Source organism: Bradyrhizobium sp. LCT2, assembly GCF_009931255.1.
GTDB classification, from domain to species: domain Bacteria; phylum Pseudomonadota; class Alphaproteobacteria; order Rhizobiales; family Xanthobacteraceae; genus Bradyrhizobium; species Bradyrhizobium diazoefficiens.
In genome coordinates, this window is record NZ_CP034432.1 from 7,268,854 (window position 1) to 7,292,205 (window position 23,352).

At 65.3% G+C, this 23,352-nt stretch carries 18 protein-coding genes; 6 read left to right on the plus strand and 12 right to left on the minus strand.

The window, feature by feature from the left end:
- Nucleotides 1-8 precede the first annotated feature (8 nt).
- Genes EI171_RS34465 through EI171_RS34475 form a run of 3 tightly spaced genes read left to right on the plus strand, consistent with a single transcriptional unit; the run spans nt 9 to nt 3,090 of the window.
- Nucleotides 9-1,334: an ABC transporter substrate-binding protein gene (locus tag EI171_RS34465; RefSeq protein WP_060910977.1), complete on the plus strand. Its 1,326-nt coding sequence runs from the start codon at nt 9-11 to the stop codon at nt 1,332-1,334.
- Nucleotides 1,331-2,269, plus strand: coding sequence for a carbohydrate ABC transporter permease (locus EI171_RS34470; RefSeq protein WP_161535959.1), 939 nt, complete (start codon nt 1,331-1,333; stop codon nt 2,267-2,269). Before EI171_RS34465 ends, EI171_RS34470 begins: the two co-directional genes overlap by 4 nt.
- Nucleotides 2,266-3,090 carry a carbohydrate ABC transporter permease gene (locus tag EI171_RS34475; protein ID WP_161535960.1) on the plus strand — a complete coding sequence of 275 codons (825 nt, stop codon included), beginning with the start codon at nt 2,266-2,268 and terminating at the stop codon, nt 3,088-3,090. Before EI171_RS34470 ends, EI171_RS34475 begins: the two co-directional genes overlap by 4 nt.
- Before the next feature lie 42 nt (nt 3,091-3,132).
- Here EI171_RS34475 and EI171_RS34480 read toward each other — a convergent pair whose 3' ends face one another.
- On the minus strand, nt 3,133-4,566 hold the full coding sequence (locus EI171_RS34480; protein ID WP_246740323.1) for a hypothetical protein: 1,434 nt from the start codon (nt 4,564-4,566) through the stop codon (nt 3,133-3,135).
- A 290-nt stretch (nt 4,567-4,856) separates the two neighbouring features.
- Between EI171_RS34480 and EI171_RS34485 the strand changes: the two genes are divergently transcribed.
- Nucleotides 4,857-5,867 carry a helix-turn-helix domain-containing protein gene (locus EI171_RS34485; RefSeq protein ID WP_161535962.1) on the plus strand — a complete coding sequence of 337 codons (1,011 nt, stop codon included), beginning with the start codon at nt 4,857-4,859 and terminating at the stop codon, nt 5,865-5,867.
- Nucleotides 5,868-5,945: 78 nt separating this feature from the next.
- On the opposite strand, the gene EI171_RS34490 is transcribed toward EI171_RS34485, so the two are convergent.
- The 3 genes from EI171_RS34490 to EI171_RS34500 form a co-directional block, all read right to left on the minus strand.
- A complete protein-coding gene (locus EI171_RS34490; RefSeq protein WP_161535963.1) occupies nt 5,946-7,613 on the minus strand; it encodes a regulator in 1,668 nt (555 codons plus the stop codon).
- 10 nt (nt 7,614-7,623) lie between these two features.
- Nucleotides 7,624-8,325: a cysteine hydrolase family protein gene (locus EI171_RS34495; protein WP_161535964.1), complete on the minus strand. Its 702-nt coding sequence runs from the start codon at nt 8,323-8,325 to the stop codon at nt 7,624-7,626.
- A 331-nt stretch (nt 8,326-8,656) separates the two neighbouring features.
- Nucleotides 8,657-9,610, minus strand: a complete 954-nt coding sequence (locus EI171_RS34500) for a hypothetical protein (protein ID WP_161535965.1) — start codon at nt 9,608-9,610, stop codon at nt 8,657-8,659.
- 42 nt (nt 9,611-9,652) lie between these two features.
- Here EI171_RS34500 and EI171_RS34505 point away from each other — a divergent pair, with 42 nt between their 5' ends.
- Complete coding sequence (locus tag EI171_RS34505; RefSeq protein WP_371740286.1) at nt 9,653-13,252, plus strand: indolepyruvate ferredoxin oxidoreductase family protein; 3,600 nt, start codon at nt 9,653-9,655, stop codon at nt 13,250-13,252.
- Between the two features lie 54 nt (nt 13,253-13,306).
- On the opposite strand, the gene EI171_RS34510 is transcribed toward EI171_RS34505, so the two are convergent.
- From EI171_RS34510 to EI171_RS34525, 4 genes are all read right to left on the minus strand, one after another.
- Nucleotides 13,307-15,028: an FAD-dependent oxidoreductase gene (locus tag EI171_RS34510; protein WP_161535967.1), complete on the minus strand. Its 1,722-nt coding sequence runs from the start codon at nt 15,026-15,028 to the stop codon at nt 13,307-13,309.
- Between the two features lie 58 nt (nt 15,029-15,086).
- A complete protein-coding gene (locus EI171_RS34515) occupies nt 15,087-16,106 on the minus strand; it encodes a S1C family serine protease (RefSeq protein ID WP_161535968.1) in 1,020 nt (339 codons plus the stop codon).
- 91 nt (nt 16,107-16,197) lie between these two features.
- On the minus strand, nt 16,198-16,641 hold the full coding sequence (locus EI171_RS34520; RefSeq protein WP_161535969.1) for a hypothetical protein: 444 nt from the start codon (nt 16,639-16,641) through the stop codon (nt 16,198-16,200).
- An 8-nt stretch (nt 16,642-16,649) separates the two neighbouring features.
- Nucleotides 16,650-18,248, minus strand: coding sequence for a GMC family oxidoreductase (locus EI171_RS34525; RefSeq protein ID WP_063921426.1), 1,599 nt, complete (start codon nt 18,246-18,248; stop codon nt 16,650-16,652).
- Between the two features lie 202 nt (nt 18,249-18,450).
- Here EI171_RS34525 and EI171_RS34530 point away from each other — a divergent pair, with 202 nt between their 5' ends.
- Nucleotides 18,451-19,239 (plus strand): thermonuclease family protein, encoded by a 789-nt coding sequence (locus EI171_RS34530; protein ID WP_161535970.1) that lies wholly within the window; start codon nt 18,451-18,453, stop codon nt 19,237-19,239.
- Between the two features lie 211 nt (nt 19,240-19,450).
- On the opposite strand, the gene cyoD is transcribed toward EI171_RS34530, so the two are convergent.
- Genes cyoD through EI171_RS34550 form a run of 4 tightly spaced genes read right to left on the minus strand, consistent with a single transcriptional unit; the run spans nt 19,451 to nt 23,301 of the window.
- Nucleotides 19,451-19,840, minus strand: coding sequence for a cytochrome o ubiquinol oxidase subunit IV (cyoD, locus tag EI171_RS34535; protein ID WP_011085502.1), 390 nt, complete (start codon nt 19,838-19,840; stop codon nt 19,451-19,453).
- Nucleotides 19,837-20,478, minus strand: coding sequence for a cytochrome (ubi)quinol oxidase subunit III (locus EI171_RS34540; protein WP_161535971.1), 642 nt, complete (start codon nt 20,476-20,478; stop codon nt 19,837-19,839). The genes cyoD and EI171_RS34540 overlap by 4 nt, the downstream gene beginning before the upstream one ends.
- A complete protein-coding gene (gene cyoB, locus EI171_RS34545) occupies nt 20,478-22,478 on the minus strand; it encodes a cytochrome o ubiquinol oxidase subunit I (protein WP_011085500.1) in 2,001 nt (666 codons plus the stop codon). The genes EI171_RS34540 and cyoB overlap by 1 nt, the downstream gene beginning before the upstream one ends.
- Nucleotides 22,468-23,301, minus strand: coding sequence for a cytochrome ubiquinol oxidase subunit II (locus tag EI171_RS34550; RefSeq protein WP_161535972.1), 834 nt, complete (start codon nt 23,299-23,301; stop codon nt 22,468-22,470). The genes cyoB and EI171_RS34550 overlap by 11 nt, the downstream gene beginning before the upstream one ends.
- Between the last annotated feature and the right edge of the window lie 51 nt (nt 23,302-23,352).

Here is a 23,352-nt window from a genome sequence, read left to right on the forward strand (position 1 = left end):
GACTTGAAGTGGTCGACTACAGAATCTCGCGCCGTACGCTCTTGACGGGCACGGCAGCGGCTGGCGCGCTCAGCCTGACCGGATTGCCGGCGCGCGCCGAGGTCAACTGGAAGAAATATGCCGGGACCAAGCTGGAGGTGATCCTCGCCAAGGGGCCGCGCGGCGACAACCTGCAAAAGAACATCAAGGAGTTCACCGATCTCACCGGCATCCAGGTCGAAGCCGAGCAGATCCCTGAGCAGCAGCAGCGCCAGAAGGTCGTGATCGAGTTCACCTCGGGCCGGCCGAGCTTCGACGTCGTCCATCTCAGCTATCACGTGCAGAAGCGGCAGTTCGAAAAGGCCGGCTGGCTCGCCGACATGACGCCTTTCATGAAGGACCCGTCGCTGACCGCACCCGATCTCGTCGAGAGCGATTTTTCCGCCGCGGGCCTGCAATATGCCAAGAACGACAAGGGGCAGATGCTGTCGCTGCCGTGGTCGGTGGACTATTTCATCCTCTACTACAACAAGGAGCTGTTCCAGAAGAAGGGCGTGGCCGTCCCGAAGACCCTCGACGAGATGGTCGCTGCCGCCGAGAAGCTCACCGATCCCAAGGAAGGCACCTACGGCTTCGTCGGGCGGGGCTTGCGCAACGCCAACATGGCATTGTGGACCAACTTCTTCCTCAACTATGGCGGCGAATTCCTCGACGACAAGCGCAACATCCTGACCGACGGCCCGGAAGCGATCGCGGCAACGAAGCTCTACCAGACGCTGCTGACGAAGTCCGCCCCGCCCGGCGTCGCCGGCTTCAACTGGATGGAGTCGATGGCCTCGTTCACGCAAGGACGCTCGGCGATGTGGATCGACGGCGTCGGCTGGGCGCCGCCGCTGGAGGATCCGGCCGCCTCGCGCGTCGTCGGCAAGGTCGGCTACACCGTCGTGCCCGCCGGACCCAAGGGACATTATTCGTCCACTTACGGCGACGGCATCGGCATTGCGGCGGCGAGCAAGAACAAGGAAGCCGCCTACCTGCTCTGCCAGTGGGTGGTCTCGAAGCAGCAGGGCGCGCGCCTGCTCCAGGCCGGCGGCGGCGTCCCGTTCCGCAGCTCGATCCTGAACGATCCCGAGATCCAGAAGGGCGTGAAGATGCCGCCGGAGTGGCTGCAATCGGTGATCGAGTCCGGCAAGATCAGCAAGCTCGGCCTGCCCGTGGTCGTCCCCGTCGCCGAATTCCGCGATATCGTCGGCGCGGCGCTCACCGCGACGCTGTCCGGGGCCGACCCGGCCGCCGAGCTGAAGAAGGCCAACGACCAGTTCCGGCCGATCCTGGAGCGTAGCGAAAAGGCGTGAGTGCGTTGACACAAGCTGATCCGGCCGCGGCACGGTCCGATGCCGCGCCGGAGAAAGAGTTGCGCCCGCCGTCCTACTGGCCGTTCGTGGTGCCGGCGCTGGTCGTCGTGCTCGCCATCATCATCTTCCCGTGGGTCTTCACCATCTGGATGAGCCTGAACGAGTGGAAGGTCGGCTCGCCGACCACCTTCGTCGGGCTCTCCAACTATCTGCGGCTGACCAGCGATCCGCGCTTTCTCGAGGCGGTCGGCCACACCATCGTCTACACCGCGCTGTCGGTGCTGCTGCCGCTGGTGCTCGGCACGTTCGCAGCCGTGGTGTTCCACCAGAAATTCGCCGGCCGCGGCTTCCTGCGCGGCGTCTTCATCATGCCGATGATGGCGACGCCCGTCGCGATGGCGCTGGTCTGGACCATGATGTTCCACCCGCAGCTCGGCGTGCTGAACTACATCTTGTCGCTGGTCGGGATACCGGCGCAGCTCTGGGTGTTTCATCCCGCGACCGTCATTCCCTCGCTGGTGCTGGTCGAGACCTGGCAATGGACGCCGCTCGTGATGCTGATCGTGCTCGGCGGCCTCGCCGCAATCCCGACCGAGCCATATGAGAGCGCGCAGATCGACGGCGCCAATCTCTGGCAGGTGTTCCGCTTCATCACGCTGCCGCTGATCATGCCGTTCCTGTTCATCGCCGGCATGATCCGCATGATCGACGCGGTGAAGAGCTTCGACATCATCTTCGCGATCACGCAAGGAGGACCCGGCTCGGCGTCGGAGACGATCAACATCTACCTCTACAGCGTCGCCTTCACCTATTACGACCTCGGCTACGGCTCGGCGATCGCGGTGGTGTTCTTCCTGTTGATCGTCCTGCTTGCCGCGGTGATGCTGTATGCCCGCCAGCGCATGGTGTGGACCGAAATCGCGAGCGACGCATGACACCTCGTCAGATCATCGGCAAGATCGGCCTGTGGCTTTCGGTGTTCGTCATCGTGTCGCCGGCAATCCTGTTCTTCCTCTGGATGCTGTCGCTGTCGCTCAAATTCGAGGTCGACAACGCCGCCTACCCGCCGGTGTTCTTCCCCGAGCATATCGCCTGGAAGAACTATGCCGACGTGCTGGCCTCCAACCGCTTCCTGACCTATTTCATCAACAGCCTGGTCGTCACCGGCAGTGCGACCGCGCTGGCGCTGATCGTCGGCGTCCCCGCCGGCTACGGCATCGCACGCATGGCCGCGCACAAATCCGCGATCGTGATCCTGATCGCCCGCATCACGCCCGGCCTGTCCTACCTGATCCCACTGTTCCTGCTGTTCCAGTGGCTGGCATTGCTCGGCACGCTGGTGCCGCAGATCATCATCCATCTCGTCGTGACGGTGCCGATCGTGATCTGGATCATGATCGGCTATTTCGAGACCACGCCGCTCGAGCTGGAAGAGGCCGCCCTGATCGACGGCGCCACGCGCTGGCAGGTCTTTCGCCACGTCGCCCTGCCGATCGCCAAGCCTGGGATCGCGGTCGCCTTCATCCTCGCCGTCATCTTCTCCTGGAACAACTTCGTCTTCGGCATCGTGCTGGCCGGACGCGAGACGCGCACCCTGCCCGTCGCAGTCTACAACATGATCTCGTTCGACCAGTTGAGCTGGGGGCCGCTCGCCGCCGCCGCGCTGATCGTCACCCTCCCGGTACTGCTGCTGACGGTGTTTGCGCAGCGGCAGATCGTGGCCGGGCTCACCGCGGGTGCAGTCAAGGGCGGGTGATCACCCGACGCCGCCCATCGTAAGAAGACGATCGCGGTGGGCTCACCAGCCCACGCGCAGGCCCACGCGTCCGCCGGCGACCTTCTCGTCCGGCCCGTAGCCGATGCCGCCGTTGAACTGCATGTTCCGATTGATACGCAGCGCCGCATTGAACGCTAGACCGTTGGCCCGCTCGAAGGTCCCGTAGTTCATTGTCATGGCAAAGGTCTCGTCCGGCAGCAGCGTCGGCACGCCGGCCATGGCAAAGGCCATGGCGACGCCGTTGGTCGTCTTGCTCGTTCGCGTGCTGAGGTCGTCGAGGCGGCCATTGATGCTGGCGAGCTGGGCATTGATGGCGCTGAGATCGCTCGTCGAGGCTAGGCCGAGATTGGCGAGCGTGGTGGTCGCAAGATTGCCGGCGCCGTCGGACGTGACAAGCTGCGTCGCGCCGCTTTGCGCGGCCTTGCTGGCCGACGAGGTGATGCCGGCCATGGTGTAGGTGTTGCCTGCCGTGCCGAACGCCTGCTGATTGGCGCGCGTCGCTGCGGCGCCGTTGCCGATCGCGGCGGAGTTGGCGAAGCCGGCGCTGGTGTTGTTGCCGACGGCGACGGCGTTGGCGCCTGCGACCGATACGGTGTTGCCGATCGCGATGCCGCCTGACCCGGTCACGGTCGCCGTGTTCGCCATCACCAGCGCATTGGGTGCGTTGACGGCGTTGCCGGTGCCGAACACCGAGGAGCCGGCCGCGCTCGCGGTGCCGGCCACGGTGTTATTGGAGCCGACCACGTTGACGACGTTGCCCCAGCCGGCCTGGCTGGCGCCGTTGATCGTGTTGTTGCCGCCCAGTGTGAAGCTGCGGTCCCCTCGGACGATCTGCACGGTGCCGAACGCACCGCTGTTGTCGCCGGAGATCGCGTTGCTCGCGCCGACCGCGGTGCTATTGGCGCCGTTCACGCCGATATTGTAACCGACGGCCGTGCCGTTGGTGCCGGCAGCATAGACGTTCGCGTTTGTACCCACTGCAAGCGCATTTTCGGCGTCCGCGCGACTGGAATTGCCCGCGGCCGTGCTGGCGTTGCCGCCTGCGACTGTCGCGTAGCCAAGAGCCGTGCTGCCGTCGCCACCCGCGCCTGCCCGATAGCCCACGGCCGTGGCGGTGTACCCGCTCGCGGAGCTTTGGTAGCCAAATGCCGAGCTCAGGGCGCCGGTGGCCGCGCTGGCGCTGCCAGCCGCTGTGCTAAAGAAGCCGCTTGCGATGCTTCGATAACCCAGCGCTGTGCTGAGGCCACCAGAGGCCAGACTGCCGGCGCCAAAGGCCGCGGCCTCGGGACCGGCAGAGCTCGATTCGCCGAATGCGGAGCCACCCGTGGTCGCGGATGAATTGGTGCCGCAAGCCACGCTTTCTATCGAGCTCGCGCTCGCACCGGCCGCACTGTTGCTGGCATTGACGCAAACGAACTGCGCCTGCGCCGACGACGCATCCAGCAGGACAGCCAAGGGGGCAAGCACCGCGGCGGTGCAAATTCCGAGCAAGGACTGCCTGCAGGCACGCCGCGGCGTCCCCCTCGCGACAACCCGATCCTCGTCCGGCCCCACCGCAACCGTCATCCCCCGCATGTCCATCACCTTACCTTCACGTCATTGCAAATTGTCCAGGCCGCGAAGCACGCACGTCTGGCCCGCGCGCAATAATATGAATATTCATGTCTGGAGACTGCGGTTCGACGGTGCGCAAACTTGCCTGATCGTCCCAATTTGCAGACCAACTGCCGAGGGAGCGGCCTGGCATGACGAAAATTCCGTATCTGCGCTTCGACACCGCGGAGTTGCCTGTCGCCGAGCGGCTCGACCGCTACCGGGCGATTCTCACGCACTATGACGTGTCGGTCCCCGAGGGCACGGACCGGGACGACTTCGAGGTCCTGGCCGAGGCATGGCTGCTCGGTGGCCTGGTCGCCGCGTCCACCCGGATGGCGCCGGTGCGCTTCACCCGTTCCGCCGCACTGGCCAAGGCCGATGGCCGCAATTCATTCGCGCTGCTGCTGCTCAGGCGCGGCGCCTGGAGCGGCGAAGTCGATGGCGAGCCGATCTCGGCCGGTCCCGGCCAGGTGCTGGTGCTCGATCTGACCCGGCCCTTCGACGGCATCGCCACGGCGACCGACACCATCAGCCTCGACGTCGAGCGCGATCCGATCGTCAGTGCCGCGCCCGATGGCCTCGACCTGCACGGCCTCGTCCTTGACGGTGCCGCCGGCCGCGTTCTCGCCGATCATATGGCGCTGTTGCGGCGCAGGCTTCCGGCGATGGAGGAGAACGATGCGCCCGATGCGGTCCGGACGACGCTCGATCTGCTGCGCGGATGCTTCGGCGTGGCCGCCCGGCCGCGCGAGCAGGGGCTTGCCCGGCGTGACATCGCCATCCTTCACCGCGCCAGCCGCTTCATCGACCAGAATCTGGGCCGCAACGACCTGTCGGTGGCAACCATCTGCCGCGAGATCGGCGTGTCGCGCTCGGTGCTCTATCGCGTCTTCGCGCCGCTCGCGGGCGTCGCCGACTACATTCGCGGGCGGCGGCTCGAAGCGATCCACGTGCTGCTTGATGACGCCGATGAAGATCGCTGGAATGCAGAGATCGCCGCTGCGTTCGGCTTCGTGAGCCAGGCCCATTTCAGCCGCAGCTTCCGGCAGCACTTCGGCTACTCGCCGCGCACGGCGCGCGACACCCGCCTGCAGGACCTTGCAGCGGCGGTGGAAGCCGGCCCGGAGCTATTCCGCGAATGGATTGGCCGGCTCGGCTGAGTCGGCCCGGCGTAGAGGGCCAGAAAGAAAGCGGCCGGGCGACTCATCGTCGTCCGGCCGCGAGATAGCTTCGCTTCCCTACTCCGCCGGCGCGGCGTGCATCTCCGGATGCGCGGCATAGTGCTCGGTGGTGCCGAGCTTGCTGGCCGTGAACAGGCCGGCCGCCATCACCGCATAGGCGAACGCAACCGCGGGCGTGACGCCGAAGCCGCCGCCGATGCCGACGGCTTCACCGTGCATGAAGCCGAAATAGGTCAGCACCGTACCGACCAGCGCGAAGGCGGAAGCCTTCTCGAAATCGCGTTCGATGATGAAGACACCGATCGCGCCCAGGATGAGGCCGCCGAGGATGGAGCCGCCGCCCATCACCTCCAGCCCGTGATAGAACACGCCCTGCTGCGGTAGCGCGGCGATCGCCGCGGCCTTGACCGCATCGGCCTTGTCGGCGGCGAGCCCGCCGACGCTGGTCGCCGCCATCATGGTCGAGCCCAGCATGGTGTCGATCTGGAGCTTGGCCCAGGCGGCCAGATGCGGCGTCAGTGCCAGCACGATCGCGGGCGCATGCTTGACCGGCGTGGTCTGGAACGCCTGCGCACCGATGAGCATGCCGATGTAAAGCAGGATCGGCGAGATCGCGACCACAGGCACGAGCGCCAGCAGCACCGAGATGATGCCGAACCAGGCCAGCACGACCACCATGATGCCGGTCGCAGCCGAGTAGCCGATGCGGCCGCCCATCGCCTTCCAGCCGGGATGACCGATATAGACGGCGTTGATGAAGGGATTGCCCATCAGACAGCCGATCAGGCTGACGACGCCATCGGCGGTGAGAACGCGCGTGGTCGGATATTCGTCGCCGGCGGCTTCCGCGCTCTCGACATTGTCCATGGCCTCGACGAGATCATAGATGCCGAACGGAATGGCGGTGACGAGGATGACGCCGAGGAATTCGAAGCCGGAGAAGACGTAGCCCACCGCCGGGATCGGCACCGAGAAGCCGAAATTGGCGAACGCTACGCCGACACCCGCGATGCTCAATCCGCCGAGGCCAAGGCCGAACAGGTTCGAGCCCCAGGCGATGATCATGCCGGCCGCGATGGCGACGAGACCCGCCGGAATACCGCGCCAGTATTTCACGCCGCCGAACCAGCTCACCAGGATGATGGCAAAGCAGACGAGACCGATCTGCGGCGTCATGTACATCTCGAGCGCCGGGCGCATCGAGATGAAGGTGACGGAGACGCCGGCGAGCGTGCCGAGCAGCGCCGCGCGCGGCGTGATTTTTCGAATGAACGGCGCGATGAAGCCGCCGATCATGAGAATAAAACTCTGGAAGAACACCCAGACGAGGCCGGCCGACCAGCCCTTGAGCGGATCGCCGGTCTTGATCGTGATCGGCAGCATGATCACGAAGGTGACGATGAACATGTGCGGCACGCTGACGCCCGAGGGCAGCGCGCAGACGTCGGTGCGGCCGGTCCTCTGTGCCAAGCGGTAGGCGAGGTAGGCGTAATAGAAGGTCGACAGGCACATCATCAGCCCGAGCGCGGGCAGGATGCGGCCGAACACCAGACTGTCCGGCATCTTCAAAACGAAGCGAAGTAGGCCCGTGAGCACCAGCATGTTGACGAGGATGTTGGTGCCGAAGCCGAAAAACGCGTTCCAGTCGCCCGATGTCCATAGTACCGGCTTGAACCCGGACGTGTTCAGATCAGATTTGCCGGCCGTCCCCGTCATTGTGCTCATGGTGATGCCCCTAAGCTGATGTGGAAATCTTCATCGCCTCCAGTACTGCGGCTGAGTCCGCGACCCAGCCGAAGATGCCGCCCTGGGCCTTGATCATCTTCAGGCCCATCTCGTGAAACTCGGGAAAGTAGGATGCGCAGCCGTCCGAGATCACGACGCAGCGATAGCCGCGGTCATTGGCCTCGCGCACCGTGGTGTTGACGCACACTTCGGTGGTGACGCCGCACACCAGCAGATTTTCGATGCCGTATTTCTCCAGCACGTCGGCGAGCTCGGTGGCGTAGAACGCGCCCTTGCCCGGCTTGTCGATCACGACTTCGCTGTCGAGCGGATAGAGCTCGGGGATGATGTCATGGCCGGCCTCGCCGCGAATGAGAATGCGCCCCATCGGGCCGGGAGCGCCGATGCGAAGGCTCGGCGCGCCGCGCTCGACTTTCGCCGGCGGCGCATCGGAGAGGTCGGGCAGATGGCCCTCGCGCGTGTGGATCACCAGCATGCCGGTGTCGCGCGCCGCCTTCAGCACCGCGCCGATCGGCTTCACCGCACGCGCAAGCTGGCTGACGTCATTGCCGAGCGTTTCGCCGAAGCCGCCCGGCTCCATGAAATCGCGCTGCATGTCGATGATGAGAAGCGCGGTGGCGGGCCAGTCGAGCCTGATCGGCTCGGGCTCGGCGCTGATGACGCCCAGTGTCGGCTTGGTCGAGTTCAACATGACTCAAGGCCCCCGCGAGAACTCTCTTTGCCGGCAGTTCTGCAAACGCCGTGCCATTGTGTACAATTGCGGTGGGACACAGGCCGCGAGAGAATTTGCTGCGCACTCAGAAGGTTACGTCAGCAGCTGACGGCTGCTTATTCCCTGTGCGACGGCTTTGCGACGTGCATTTGCTTAAAGGATGGGCGGGGAAGCGGCGTCATTCCGGGGCGCGACGAAGTCGCGAGCCCGGAATCCATCGGGCCACAATACCCGAGGCGAAATGGATTCCGGGCTCGACGTTCCGCGTCGCCCCGGAATGACAAGGAGCGTGTGTGGTGACGCCCTGCCTCTACCGCCCCGCCCCATACAGTCGCCGATACTCTTCCTCATACGGCGCATACGAGTCCTTCAGCGTCGCCATGTTGAGCAGCATGGTGGCCACCATCGTGCCCGTCTTGTCGAACACGCGCGTCTTGACCCAGGCGCTTTCGGTGCGGCGGCTCCCGGACAGCGCGACCACCTCGCGCTCGACTTCGTACCCTTCGTCGACGAAGAGCGGGCCCTTCACCAGCCTGATCTCCTGGTCGGCGAACAGGCCGACCGCCGGGCCCTTGGCCGGCAACGGATCGTCCTTGGAGCGGTACTGGAACAGCACGCTCAGCATCTCCATCGGGATGATCGCCCTGCCCCACGGATTGTCTGAGCCCGAATAGTAAGGAGAGTTCTCGGTGATGACGGCGAGCTTCTGCCTGAGAGAGAACGGATAGAGGTCGCCCATGGTCTGGTCGAACGCCATCCGCACCGCTTGGCGCTTGCTGGTCTGCGCGATCGTCACCTCGCGCAGGATCACGGGATCGGCGAGCGGCTTGAGCTCGGTGAGGCGGGTCTCCAGCGCGGTCGCCGCGTGCGGTTCGCCGACCGAGGCCGTGCCGCGCAGCACTTCGGTGCCGTCGCGCTTGACCATCTGGATCTGGCACTGGCTCGCGCCCGGCAATGGCTTCGACAGAATCGCCTGTACCTCCTCGCCCTCGTAGCAGACGCTGCGGTAATGCGCGGACAGGCAGCCGCTCTCGAACCACGCCTGTCCCCACAACCGCGCGCCAAGCGGGGCGAACTGGCTGAAATGCGTCGGTCCTTCGATGGTGCCGCCCTTGAAGCCGAGCTTCTGCGCGGTGGCATCGTCATGGATCGAGGCGTGCGCATCGTAGACCTGCGCGTGAAGCATCTGGCGCGGCTGGCGCCACGGCCCGATCAAGGCCTCGGCCGTCTCGGTGATCTCGGTGTCGAATGCGTCTGCGGTCATGATGTTCTCCACAACAAGCCATGACTAGCAGGAGCGCCACGGATGCGGCCAGCGATATTGACTTCGCCGGCCCATGCTCTTGACTGCGATCTCCCGCTTCGCTCAGCCGCAAGCCTCCCGCGGCGCAAAATCCCTCGCCCGACCAGGACAACAAGGACTTCCGAAATGACGCTGATGCAGGTCGAGCTGGACGATAAATACCGGCTCGAATCGAAGCGGATATTCCTGTCCGGCACGCAGGCCCTGGTTCGATTGCCCATGTTGCAGCGCGAACGCGACCGGCTTCAAGGACTCAACACCGGCGGCTTCATCTCCGGCTACCGCGGTTCCCCGCTCGGCATGTACGACCACGCGCTGTGGCGGGCGAAGTCTTTCCTTCAGCAGCACGACATCGCCTTCGTGCCCGGCCTGAACGAGGACCTGGCTGCGACCGCGGTCTGGGGCAGCCAGCAGGTCGGGCTGTTTCCCGGCGCCAAGGTCGATGGCGTGTTCGGCATCTGGTACGGCAAGGGCCCGGGCGTCGACCGCTCGGTTGACGCGCTCAAGCACGCCAATGCGGCCGGCACCTCGCTCAATGGCGGCGTGCTGGCACTGGCCGGCGACGACCATGGCTGCCAGTCCTCGACGCTCGCGCATCAGAGCGAGCAGGTGTTCGCGGCGGCGCTGATCCCCGTGATCAATCCGGCGACGCTGCAGGACTATCTCGATCTCGGTCTCTACGGTTTTGCGCTGTCGCGTTTCTCCGGCTGCTGGGTCGGCTTCAAGGCGATCAGCGAGACCGTCGAAAGCTCGGCGTCGATTGACAGCGACCCTGAACGTATCCAGATCAAGCTGCCCGATGATTTCGAGATGCCGCCCGGCGGCCTCAACATCCGCTGGCCCGATCCGCCGCTGGACGCCGAGAGGCGCCTGTTCGGCCCGAAGATGGCCGCCGTGCAGGCTTTTGCCCGCGCCAACCAGCTCGACCGCATCGTGCTCGATTCAAAGCCGGCCCGGCTCGGCATTGTCGCAACCGGCAAGGCCTATCTCGATCTGCGCCAAGCGCTCGCCGACTTAGGGATTACCGACAAGGACGCGCAGGATCTCGGCCTTCGCATCTACAAGGTCGCGCTGACCTGGCCGCTCGAGGAGAGCGGCGCCAGGCGTTTCGCCGAAGGACTTCAGGACGTCCTGGTGGTCGAGGAGAAGCGTGGCTTCATCGAAGACCAGCTGATGCGCATCCTCTACAACATCGACGCGTCGAGGCGCCCGACCGTCACGGGCAAGCGCGACGAGCGCGGCGCGCCGCTGCTGCCGAGCGAGGGCGAGCTGACGCCAACCATCGTGGCTGGCGCGCTGGTGGCGCGGCTGCGCAAGCTCGGCCATCACAGCCCGGTGCTCGAGCAGCGCCTAGCGCGGCTCGAGGCCTTCGACAATCCCGTCACCACCAGCGCGCCGATCAAGCTCGCGCGCACGCCGTTCTTCTGCTCGGGCTGCCCGCACAATTCCTCGACGCGCGTGCCGGAGGGCAGCCGCGCCATGGCCGGCATCGGCTGCCACGGCATGGCCCTGAGCATGCCGACCCGCCGCACCGATTTGATCTCGCACATGGGCGCCGAGGGCGTGAACTGGATCGGCCAGTCGCCCTTCACCACCGAGCAGCACATCTTCCAGAACCTCGGCGACGGCACCTACACCCATTCCGGGCTTCTCGCCCTTCGCGCCGCCTCCGCCGCCGGCATCAACATCACCTACAAGATCCTCTACAACGACGCCGTCGCGATGACCGGCGGTCAGCCCGCCGAGGGCGCCTTCAACGTCGCGCAGATCGCGCATCAGGTCTGGGCCGAAGGCGTCAAGCGGCTGGCGATCGTCTCGGATGATCCGGGCAAATACCCCGAAGGCAACTACTTCCCGCAAGGCGCGACCATCCATCACCGCCGCGAGCTCGATGCCGTGCAGCGCGAATTGCGCGACATCAAGGGTCTCACGGTCGTCATCTACGACCAGACCTGCGCGGCCGAAAAGCGCCGCCGCCGCAAGCGTGGGCTCTATCCCGATCCCGCCAAGCGCGCCTTCATCAACGAGCTCGTCTGCGAAGGCTGCGGCGACTGCTCGCAGGCCTCCAACTGCGTCTCGGTGCAGCCGCTGGAGACCGAGTTCGGCCGCAAGCGCCAGATCGACCAGTCGAACTGCAACAAGGACTTTTCCTGCGTCGAAGGTTTCTGCCCGAGCTTTGTCACCGTGCATGGCGGCACGCTGAAGCGGATCAAGACGTCGTCAGTGGACTCCGGCCAGCTGTTCGCCGATTTGCCGCTGCCGCCGGCGCGTGAGCTGGACGGACCCTACAACATCCTCGTCACCGGCATCGGCGGCACCGGCGTCATCACCATCGGCGCGCTGCTCGGCATGGCCGCCCATGTCAACGGCCGCGGCTGCTCGGCGCTGGACTTCACCGGCCTGTCGCAGAAGAACGGCGCGGTGATGAGCCATGTCCGCATCGCGCCGAAGCCTGAGGATATCTCCGCCGTCCGCATCACCACCGGCGGCGCCGACGTCATCCTCGGCTGCGACATGATCGTCTCGGCGGGTCCCTCCGCGCTCAGCCGCGCCGAACGCGGGGTGACGAAGGCCTATATCAATGCCGATCTGCAGCCGACCGCGAGCTTCGTGCAAAACCCCGATCTCGATTTTGAGATGGGCACGATGCAGACCGTGTTGCGCGACGCCGTCGGTGACAAGAACCTCGACATCATCGACGCGACAGGCATCGCGGCGGCCTTGATGGGCGATTCCATCGCGACCAATCCCTTCATGCTCGGCTTCGCCTTCCAGAAGGGCGCGATTCCGCTCTCGCTCGAGGCCCTGCTCCGCGCCATCGAGATCAACGGCGCCGCAATCGAGATGAACAAGCTCGCCTTCACCTGGGGGCGCCTGGCCGCCCACGACATGTCGCGGGTGCGCAGCGTGCTCCAGTTCAAGAGCCGGGCATCCGCGCCGACCAAATCGCTCGACGACATTATCGCAACGCGCGCGGAATTTTTGACCGGCTATCAGGACAAGGCGTATGCCGACCGCTACCTCGCAGCCGTCGCCAAGGTGCGCAAGGCGGAGAGCGCGGCCTCGCCCGCGTCCACGGAGCTGACCGAGGCCGTGGCCAAGAATCTGTTCAAGCTGATGTCCTACAAGGACGAGTACGAGGTCGCGCGGCTCTACACCGACGGCAGCTTTGCCAAGAAGGTCTCGGAGAAGTTCGACGGCGACTTTTCGCTGAAGTTCCACCTCGCCCCGCCGATCTTCACGCAGCGCGACAAGACGACCGGGCATCTCCGGAAGAAGGAGTTCGGCGGCTGGATGATCCACGCCTTCCGCGTGCTGGCCAAGCTGAAATTCCTGCGCGGCGGCGCGTTCGATCCGTTCGGCCGCACTGAGGAGCGCCGGACCGAGCGGAAGCTGATCGAGAATTATCTGACGATGATCGATCAGCGGATCGTTGGGCTGAAAGCGGCGCAGATCCCGCTGCTGGCAAGGCTTGCTCGCGTGCCCGAGACGATCCGCGGCTTCGGCCACGTCAAGGAAGGCAATATCAAGCAGGCGATGGCCGAGACGGCGCGGCTGGAAGCAGAGCTCGAGAACAGCCGGTTTGCAGCGGCGGCGGAGTAATGTTTCTCTCCCTCTCCCCGCTTGCGGGGAGAGGCGAAGAGGCCGCCGCCCAGATCACATCTGCACTTTTGCCAACTCGCGCGTCACACCACCCTCCGCCAGATGCCGTCCCGCGATATACCCGAACGTCAGCGCCGGCCCGAGCGTGATCCCCGGGCCAGGGCAGTTGCCGTTCATGATCGAGCCCATGTCATTGCCGCAGGCGTAAAGGCCCGCAATCGGCGTGCCGTCGCCCCGCAGCACGCGGGCCTGCGCATCGACCTTCATGCCGATCGCCGTGCCGAGATCGGCCGGATAGATCCGCAGCGCGAAGTACGGCGCGCGGAGGATCGGCGCGACGCAAGGGTTCGGCTTGTGGCTGATATCGCCGAGATGGCGCTGGTAAATCGTGCTGCCGCGGCCGAATTCGGGATCGCGTCCCTCCTTCGCGTCAATATTGTAGGCCGCGATCGTCGCTGTGAGCACAGACGGCTTGATGCCGATCTTCGCAGCGAGCTGCGTGATGTCGGGAGCTTCGACCAACTCGCCGCTCGCGACATAGCGCCGAAAGTTACGCGTGAACGGCTTGATGCGGCCGAGGCCATAGCTCCATAGAAACTGACGATCGCAGATCAGGTAGAACGGCCGATCGGGCTCGCCATGGCCGTCGCGCAGCATGGCGAGCACGAACTCGTGGTAGGACAGCGCCTCGTTGACGAAGCGCCGGCCCGCAGCGTTGACGGCGATCACGCCGGGCTTGGCGCGATCGGTCACCGTGTGCGGAAAGACGCCACGGCTGCCGTCGGCTCGACGAAACAGCGAGGCCGGCACCCAATAGGCCGGGCTCGTCGCCTCGGTATTGAGCGCAGCACCGGCCGTCGCCGCGAGCCGAAGCCCGTCGCCTGTGCCTGATGGACTGGTCGCCGAGACAAATCCTGCCGCAGGCGGGAAGAACCGCTTACGCAAAGCGGCATCGTGCGAAAAGCCGCCGGTCGCAAGCACCACGCCGCGGCGCGCCGCGATCGCGCGGTCGCGGGAGCCGTGACGGATCACCACCCCGCTGACGCGATCGCCCTGCATCGACAAATCCTCGACATCCGCGCTAAAGAGGATCTCGCCCTGCCGCGCCAGCAGCGAGGCGTAGAGCCGCGCGGCGAGCGCGTTGCCGAGATGCAGCGTGGTGCCGCGCGAGCTGCGCAGCCGCTGCATCATGTATTCCGAGACCAGCCGCGCCGCGCGCAGGGTCGAACGCAGCGATTTTCCGATCCGGCGCAGGTGCGGAATGTCGAGCCGATTGACCATCATTCCGCCAAACAGCGTGAACTCCGGCAGCGGCGGCCGCAATCGCGCGAAAGCCCGGCCCAGCCGCGTGCCGTCGAAAGCCACGGGCTCGAGCGCGCGCCCGCCTGATGTCGCGCCCAGCCGTTCGGGATAATAGTCCGGACAGGTCTTCACCGGCTGGAGCCGCACTTCCGTCTTGGCTTCGAGATAGGTGACGGCCTCAGGCCCGCGCGCGAGGAAGGCCGCGCGCAGGCCGGCATTGGCGGGCTCGGGGACCGTGCTCGACAGATACTGCACGGCATCGGCGACGCTGTCGGAAAGCCCCGCCGCCTTCATCTTGGGATTGGCAGGAATCCAGACCATGCCATCGGACCACGCGGTGGTGCCGCCGACGAACGCGGTCTTCTCGATCACCAGCACACTCAGGCCTTCGGCGGCGGCGACCGCCGCCGCCGTCATGCCGCCGGCACCGGCGCCGACGACTATGACGTCGTAAGTCTCATGCGCCGGCATCATGCGGCAAGTTTCCGGAGGCGAGGCATGACATCGTCATACCTCGCCCGCGGGCTCGCAGCTAGCGGGCGGGCTTGCGCTCGATCGGGTCGATGTCTATCGCCCGCAGGCGGCCGAGCCGCAGCACGTCCATGGCGAGCCGCCGGCCGATCCGGTCGCGGTCGAGCACGCGGATCAGGTCGTCGACGCCGTTGATCTCGACGCCGTCGAGCCTGATCACGACATCGCCGGGCAACAGGCCCGCCTTCGCGGCCGGCCCGTCCGGCTCGATCTGCATCAGAAGCGCGCCCATCTTATTCTCGACGCCGGCCAGCACGGCGTGCCGCCGCGGGACCGGCGCGGTCTGCCCGGCGACGCCGATATAGGCGCGGCGGACATAGCCGTGGCGGATGATCTCCGCCAGCACGAATTGGGCGGTGTTGCTGGCGACCGCAAAGCAGATGCCTTGCGCGCCATTGATGATAGCGGTGTTGATGCCGATCACCTCGGCATTCGACGACACCAGCGGCCCGCCGGAATTGCCGGGATTGAGCGCGGCATCGGTCTGGATGACGTCCTCGATCGTGCGGCCGCTGACCGAACGGATCGAGCGTCCCAGCGCCGAGACCACGCCCGCGGTCACGGTCGATTCGAATCCGAGCGGATTGCCGATCGCGATCACGAGCTGGCCGCGCCGCAGGGTCTTGGAGTTGCCGAGCGCGGCATAGGGCAAGTGGCGCACGCCGTTGGCGCGCAGCAGCGCAAGATCGGTGTCGGGATCGGCGCCGAGCACCTGGGCGTCGCCGACATGGCCTTCCACATCCCGCAGCCGGATCTCCTTGGAGGCGCCGACCACATGGCTGTTGGTGAGCACGAGCCCATCCGGCGAGATCACGATGCCCGAGCCGAGCCCGCCGCGCTCGCGGCCGTTCGGCACCTTGGGCCCGGTCTCGACGCGCACGACGGCAGGACCGACGCGGTCGGTGACGTCGATCACGACATTGGAATAGGCATCCAGCAGCGCCCGGTCATCGACCGGCGCAGCCGCTGTCGTTCGCGATGACGAGGCGTCATCGGCGATGTCTGAGGTAAAATCCAGCATGGCAAGAGTCCTTGAGGCTCACACAGATGGTGGCCTGTTCCTGCCGGCGCAAGGGATCCGCCTCGAGCGCAAGGCTGGACTGCCCAGGCGGCTAGGGCGCCCGCCGCAGCGCGCCCCCTTTTGCCTTGACCGGGTCGAGCAGCGACCAGTCGCCATCCGGGAGCACATAGCCCTTCGGGAACGGCGCGCGCAGCTCCAGCCCGAGCGAGCGCAGCACGCGGTCGTCGCGGTAGTAGCATTGCAGCACCACGCGGACGAGGGTAGCCGCGCCGCCGGAGCTGCGGAACTGCTGCGCGACGCCATCGCGCGCGGCGGGTTCGAGGTCCGCCAGCAGCATGCCGGCGAGCCGCGCCAGATGATCGAGCGCAGCCGCGACCGGCCTCGTGTCGCGGCCGAGGGTCGCAAGAATGTCGGCCTGGATGATCTCGTCATCGGCACCGGGAACCCGGTATTCCTCGCTCGGTGGAATGATCATCGCGGCGATGGCGCGCAAATCCTGGCGCTGCCGCGGCGTGAGGGTGATCTGTTCGGTCATGAAAATCCTCAATCGAACAAATTGGCGAGGCGCTGCTTCATCTGGTCGGCGATGTAGAGCGCGAGGGCCTGGATGGTCGAGGTCGGGTTGACCCCGCCCGAGGTGACGAAGATGCTGCCGTCGACGATGAAGAGGTTCTTCACGTCGTGCGAGCGGCCCCACTCGTTGACGACGGAGCGTTCGGGATCGGTGCCCATCCGCGCCGTGCCGAGCAGATGCCAGCCGCCCCAGGGGATCGGCGAGTTGACGCAGATGTCGGTCGCACCGGCGGTCTCGAGCACCTCGCGGCCGCGCGACAGCGCGTGCTCCATCATCTTCCGGCTGTTCTCGCTGATCGTATAGTCGATCTTCGGCGCGGGAATGCCGTGGCTGTCCTTCAGGACAGGATCGAGCGTGACGCAATTGTGCTCTTCCGGCAGGTCCTCGCAGATCGCGGAGAAACCCAGCCGATGGCCGTTGAGCTTGCGGAACACACGGTGATGATCGGCGCCCCAGGGCAGGATGCCCTTCTGCTCGCTGACGACGGCCTCGAACACCGGCCCTGCCCCGCGCACGAACTGGACGCCGTAGCCGCGCACGAAGCCGCGCGACAGATCGGTGTCATACCACTCCTTGCTCCACAGGCAGGTCGGGGGCGCGCGGTTGCTATCGGTCGGCTCCTTCACATAGCCGTAGATCTGCGCATAGGGATGGAACATCAGGTTCTTGCCGACAAGGCCCGACGAATTGGCAAGCCCATTCGGAAAGCGCCCCGACGCGGAGTTCAAGAGCAGCCGCGGCGTGCCGACGCCGTTGCAGGCGATGATGACGACATGCGCCGGCTGGAACTGCTCGACGCCGTCCTTGTCGTAATAGACCACGCCCGAGGCCATGCCGTTCTCGTCGGTGGTGATCTCGCGCACCCGGCAATGGGTGCGCAGCTCGACGCCGGCGCGGACCGCATGCGGCCAATAGGTGATGTCGGTCGAGGATTTGGCGCCTTGCGCGCAGGCCGGCGTGCAATGGCCGAGATTGATGCAGCGAGCCCGGCCCTCATAATCCATGGTCGCGACCGTGGTGTCCGACGGCCACCAGTGCCAACCGAGCTTGTTCATGGCCTTGCCGATGATCGCACCGGACAATCCCATCGGCTGTTGCGGCATCGGCGGATGCGTCAGCGGCGAGAGCGGATCGCCCGACAGGCCGGATGTGCCCATCATCCGGTCGTTCTCCTCGAAGAACGGGGTCAGCGCGTCGTAGTCGATCGGCCAGTCGTCGGCGACGCCGTCGAGCGTCTTCACCTTGAAATCGGAGGGATGCAGCCGCGGCCAGTGCGCGGTGTACATCACCGTCGAGCCGCCGACCGCATTGTAGTTGACGACCTTGATCGGCGAATTGTCGTCGTTGATCGGATAGTCCTCGGGCCGGCCGCGGACGTTCGGGCTCGACGACCACTCGCCGTAGAACTTGGCTTCCCAGTCCCGGCCCGTGCTGGGATATTCCGCCGGGTTCATCCAGCCGCCCTGCTCCAGGCAGAGAATGTGCATCTTGGTCTCGGCCAGCGACCACGCCACCGCCGCGCCTGAAGCGCCGGCGCCGATGATCAGGACGTCCACGGGGTCTTTCATCGCGATCTTTTTCCTCCCCCTCGCCGCTTCCCGGGCGATTCGGCCTCCGCAGTCCGTGAGGCCGGCACGAACGATAGGGTCAGAGCGACGGCTGAGTAAAGCCGCGGGGCCGGAATGTCGCACTTCGCAGGGCGCAGACCATTGGTATCGCCACATCCGGATGCTAGGAACGAGGCGAAAGAGCAATCGATAGCGAGACCGTATGTCCTTCGAGAATTCATTTGCCGCCGCCCGCGCTTTCGCGCTTGTTTTGTTTCTTGCTCTGCCCGGATTTCTGGCCTCCTCAGCGCCTGCGTTCGCACTGACCGCGACGGCGACCGTCCGGGACGCCAATTCCATCCAGCTTGGCGACGTCACCTACCGGCTCGACGGCGTCGACGCGCCCGAGCTCGACCAGGTCTGCATCGACGATCACGCCGATCCCTGGACCTGTGGCATCGAGGCCCGCGACCAGCTGGCCAAGCTGATCGGCAAACGGGCGGTGCGCTGTGACGATGTCGGGCCGGAAAAGAGCTTTGGCAAACGCCACCGCGCCATCTGTACGGCCGAGGGCGACAAGGCCAGCCTGAACGAGCAACTGGTCAAGCTCGGCTTCGCCATCGCGCGCGAGCCGATCAAGGCCAACGTCAAGCCGGCGGCAGCCGAAGCCAAGACGGCTTCGGCCGGGATCTGGAAAGGCTGTTTTGTTGCACCGCAAGAATTCCGCAGCGGCAAGAAGGATGGCGCGCTGCTGGGCGCCGCCTGCCGCTCCGACCGCGACAAGGAGATCCGCGCCGTGCTGTTTCCGGACGAGCTGACGATGCCGCCGAGTTGCAGCATCAAGGGCAAGCTCGCGGTGCGCGCCCGCGTCACCGGCAATATCGGCATCTATCATCTGCGGGGCTGCCCGAGCTATCCGGCAACCACCAAGCCGGACCGCTGGTTCTGCTCGGAGGACGACGCCCAGGCCGCCGGCTTCCGCAGGGCCTATAATTGCCGCCGGCCCAAGTGAACAAGCCGTTCACGCCGCCGTGAGCGGTAGCCGGAGACAGTATTGATCCGGAATTGAACTCCGTCGGGAGTTGCTTAGCTTATAAGCCTACGCAAGCGCTTGCGCGTGCGTTTCCTTGGCAGCAATCCGGTTCGGATTGCTTTGCTCGGGCGTTTCCTCCCTAGACTTGGGCCGCTTGTCACAAACAGGCGGCTCTTCTTTTTTGTGCCCCCTAATTCCGCATCCGCATGATCTGGTCCATAGGCGGCATGTTCCCGTTCAGGTGCGACATGATCCAGACCGTGCCGCCGACCACCAGGAAGACGACCAGCAGTCCGAAGGCCAGCGCCAGCACGTTGTTGGTGTTGTCAGGGCCCGTGGTGATGTGCAGGAAGAACACCAGGTGCACGCCCATCTGCGCGATCGCCAGCACGATCAGCGCGACCGGGATCGAAGGCTGCCAGACCAGATCGGTGCCGGCGATGAAGAACGACGTCGCCGTGAGCAACAGCGCCAGCACAAGACCGACGACGTAACCCAGGATCCGCTCACCGACACTATGCTGCTCTTCCTCGCCCGGCGCGAGATCGTGCCCGGTCGGAATATGGGTCTGATCGCTCATGCGGCCCCCCCAAGCAGGTAGACGACGGAGAACACCCCGACCCAGATGATATCAAGCGCGTGCCAGAACAGCGCAAAGCACATCATCCGCCGCAACACGTCGGCGCGAAAGCCTTTTGCAAAAGCCTGGGCCATCATGGTCAGCAGCCAGAGCACGCCGGCCGAGACGTGCAGGCCGTGGCAGCCGACCAGCGAGAAGAACGAGGTTAGGAAGGCGCTGCGCGAGGGGCCGTAGCCGCGCGCGACGAGATCGGCAAACTCGCGAAACTCGATGGTCAGGAAGATCAGGCCAAGCACGCAGGTCACGGCCATGCCGAGATAGAACCAGAACCGGTTGCGCACGTCGGCGGCGATGCTGGCCATGCCGCAGGTGAAGCTCGACAGCAGCAGGCAGACCGTCTCGATCGCGACGTTCCGCTGCTCGAAGATTTCCGAGCCCTTGGGACCGTCGGCGGTCTGGCCAGACAGCACCGCATAGGCCGCAAAGAAGCAGGAGAACATCACGATGTCGGAGAGCAGGAATACCCAGAAGCCGTAGGCGGTCACGATCCGCTTCGACGCCGGCCCGGGATGCTCGACCACGAGCCCGATATGATGGGGATCGGCATGCGCACGGCCGACAGTCGCGGTTATCGACATCAGACCACCCCCGCCATGCTGACGAGGCTGCGACGTTCCTCGAGATTGATGCGATCGATGCGGGCGACCTCGTCGGCCGGAATGACGTATTCGTCATGGTCGCGCCAGGCGAACACGACGAAGGTCGCGAACGCGCCGATGCCGCCCAGGATCACCATCCACCAGATGTGCCAGATCAGCGCAAAGCCCATGATGGTGGCGAAGAACGCGCAGATGAAGCCGGTCGGGGAATTCCGCGGCATTTCGATGTCGTGATATTCGGGCGCATCGTGCTCGAACGATTGCTGCCGGGCATGGGTCTTCATGTCCCAATAGGCATCCTCGCCGCGCACATCGGGACTGAAAGCGAAGTTGAAGACCGGCGGCGGCGAGGAGGTCGCCCATTCCAGCGAACGCCCGTCCCAGGGATCGCCGGTGCGGTCGCGCAGGGCCTCGCGATTCCTGATGCTGACGACGAGCTGCATGATCTGGCAGATCACCCCGATCGTCAGCACGGCCATGCCGGCCGCCGCAACCAGCATCCAGGGCCGCCACGCCGCGACGTCGTAATGCTGCAACCGCCTGGTCATGCCGAGCATGCCGGCGATATAGAGCGGCATGAAGGTGACATAGAAGCCGAGGAAGGTGAACCAGAACGCGAGCTTGCCCCAGCGCTCGTCGAGGCGGAAGCCGAACGCCTTCGGAAACCAGTATTCGAAGCCGGCGAACGCGCCGAACAGCACGCCGCCGATGATGACGTTGTGGAAGTGCGCCACCAGGAACATGCTGTTGTGGAGCATGAAGTCGGCCGGCGGCACCGCGACCAGCACGCCGGTCAGGCCGCCGATGATGAAGGTGACCATGAAGCCGACGGCCCACAGCATCGGGGTCGCGAAGCGAATACGGCCGCCATACATCGTGAACAGCCAGTTGTAGATCTTCACCCCCGTCGGCACCGCGATGATCATGCTGGCGATGCCGAAGATGGCGTTGACGTCGGGTCCCGCCCCCATCGTGAAGAAGTGGTGCAGCCAGACCATGAAGGAGATCACGCAGATCGCCATAGTGGCGAGCACCATCGAGCGATAGCCGAACAGCGCCTTGCCGGAGAAGGTCGACACCACCTCGGAGAAGATACCGAAGGCCGGCAGCACCAGGATGTAGACCTCCGGATGCCCCCAGGCCCAGATCAAATTCATGAACATCATGACATTGCCGCCGGCCTCGTTGGTGAAGAAGTGGAAGCCCAGGTAACGGTCGAGCAGCAGCATCGCGAGCGTGGCGGTGAGAATCGGAAACGCCGCGACGATCAGGAGATTGGAGGCCAGCGTGGTCCAGCAGAACATCGGCATGCGCAGATAGTTCATGCCCTTGGTACGCAGCTTCAGCACGGTGGTGACGAGATTGATGCCGGCGACCAGCGTGCCGACGCCGGAGATCTGGAGCGACCAGGCGTAGTAATCCACGCCGACGCCCGGCGAATAGGACAGCCCCGACAGCGGCGGGAAGGCGAGCCAGCCGGTACGGGCGAACTCGCCGATCACGAGCGAGAGATTGACCAGCAGCGCGCCGGTCGCGGTCAGCCAGAACCCGACCGAATTGAGCGTCGGAAATGCGACGTCGCGGACGCCGAGTTGGAGCGGCACGACCAGGTTCATCAGCCCGATCACGAACGGCATCGCCACGAAGAAGATCATGATGGTGCCGTGGGCCGAGAAGATCTGGTTGTAATGCTCCGGCGGCAGATAGCCCTGCGACTGGTAGGCCACGGCCTGCTGGATCCGCATCATGATCGCGTCGCTGCCGCCGCGCAGCAGCATGATCGAAGCCAGCAGGATGTACATGACGCCGATCCGCTTGTGGTCGACGCTGGTGATCCACTCGTGCCAGAGATACGGCAGATGCCCCTTCACCACGACCCAGACCAGCACCGCGAGGATCGCGACCAGCACCACCGCGCCCGCGATCAGCGGAATGGGTTGATCAAATGGAATGGCCGACCAATCGAGCTTACCGAGCATCGTGGCCTCCACTGTGCGGCCGGCCCGCATCGGATAGCAGTTCCGGACCAGGCCCCGGCGGAATGTGCTGGGTCGCGATCAGGTCGAACAGGCGGGGATCTTCCAGGCGATAGGTCGGCCTGCCCCTCTCGATGCCCTGCTGCATCAGCTTCTTGTAGCTCTCCTCGTTCAGCACGGCATCGGACTTCGCCGTGCTCGCGACCCAATCCGGAAAGGCGAGCGGCGAGATCACGTTGACGTCGAACATCATGTCGGGAAAGCCGTCGCCGGAAAAATGCGCCGACAGTCCCTGAAGCTTGCCCTCGTTGTCGGCGCGCAGGTTCAGCTTCGTCACCATGCCGTTCATGGTGTAGATCATGCTGCCGAGCTGCGGGATGAAGAACACGTTCATCACACTCGACGAGGTGAGCTGAAAATTCAGCTCGGCGCCGGCCGGCACCGTCAGCGTGTTGACGGTGGCGACGCGCTGGTCGGGATAGATGAACAGCCATTTCCAGTCGAGCGAGACGGCCTGAATGCGCACCGGACTGCCGGTGCCCGGCACGGGCGCCGCGGGATCGAGTCGATGCGAGCCGATCCAGGCCACGCCGCCGAGCAGGATCACGGTGAGCGCCGGGATCGCCCACACCACCATCTCGACGCGCCCGGAATAGACGAAGTCCGGCTGGAAGCGCGCTTTGGTATTGGACGCGCGAAACCAGAACGCAAACGCCAGGATCACGATGATGGTCGGCACCACGATCGTAAGCATGATGAAGACGGAATCGACCAGGATGGTGCTGTTGGCGGCAGCCACCGGCCCTTGTGGATCGAGCAGATTCATCGGCAAGCCACTGGCGATTGGGAAGCCCCGGGGGCAAGCCTAACGTGAAAA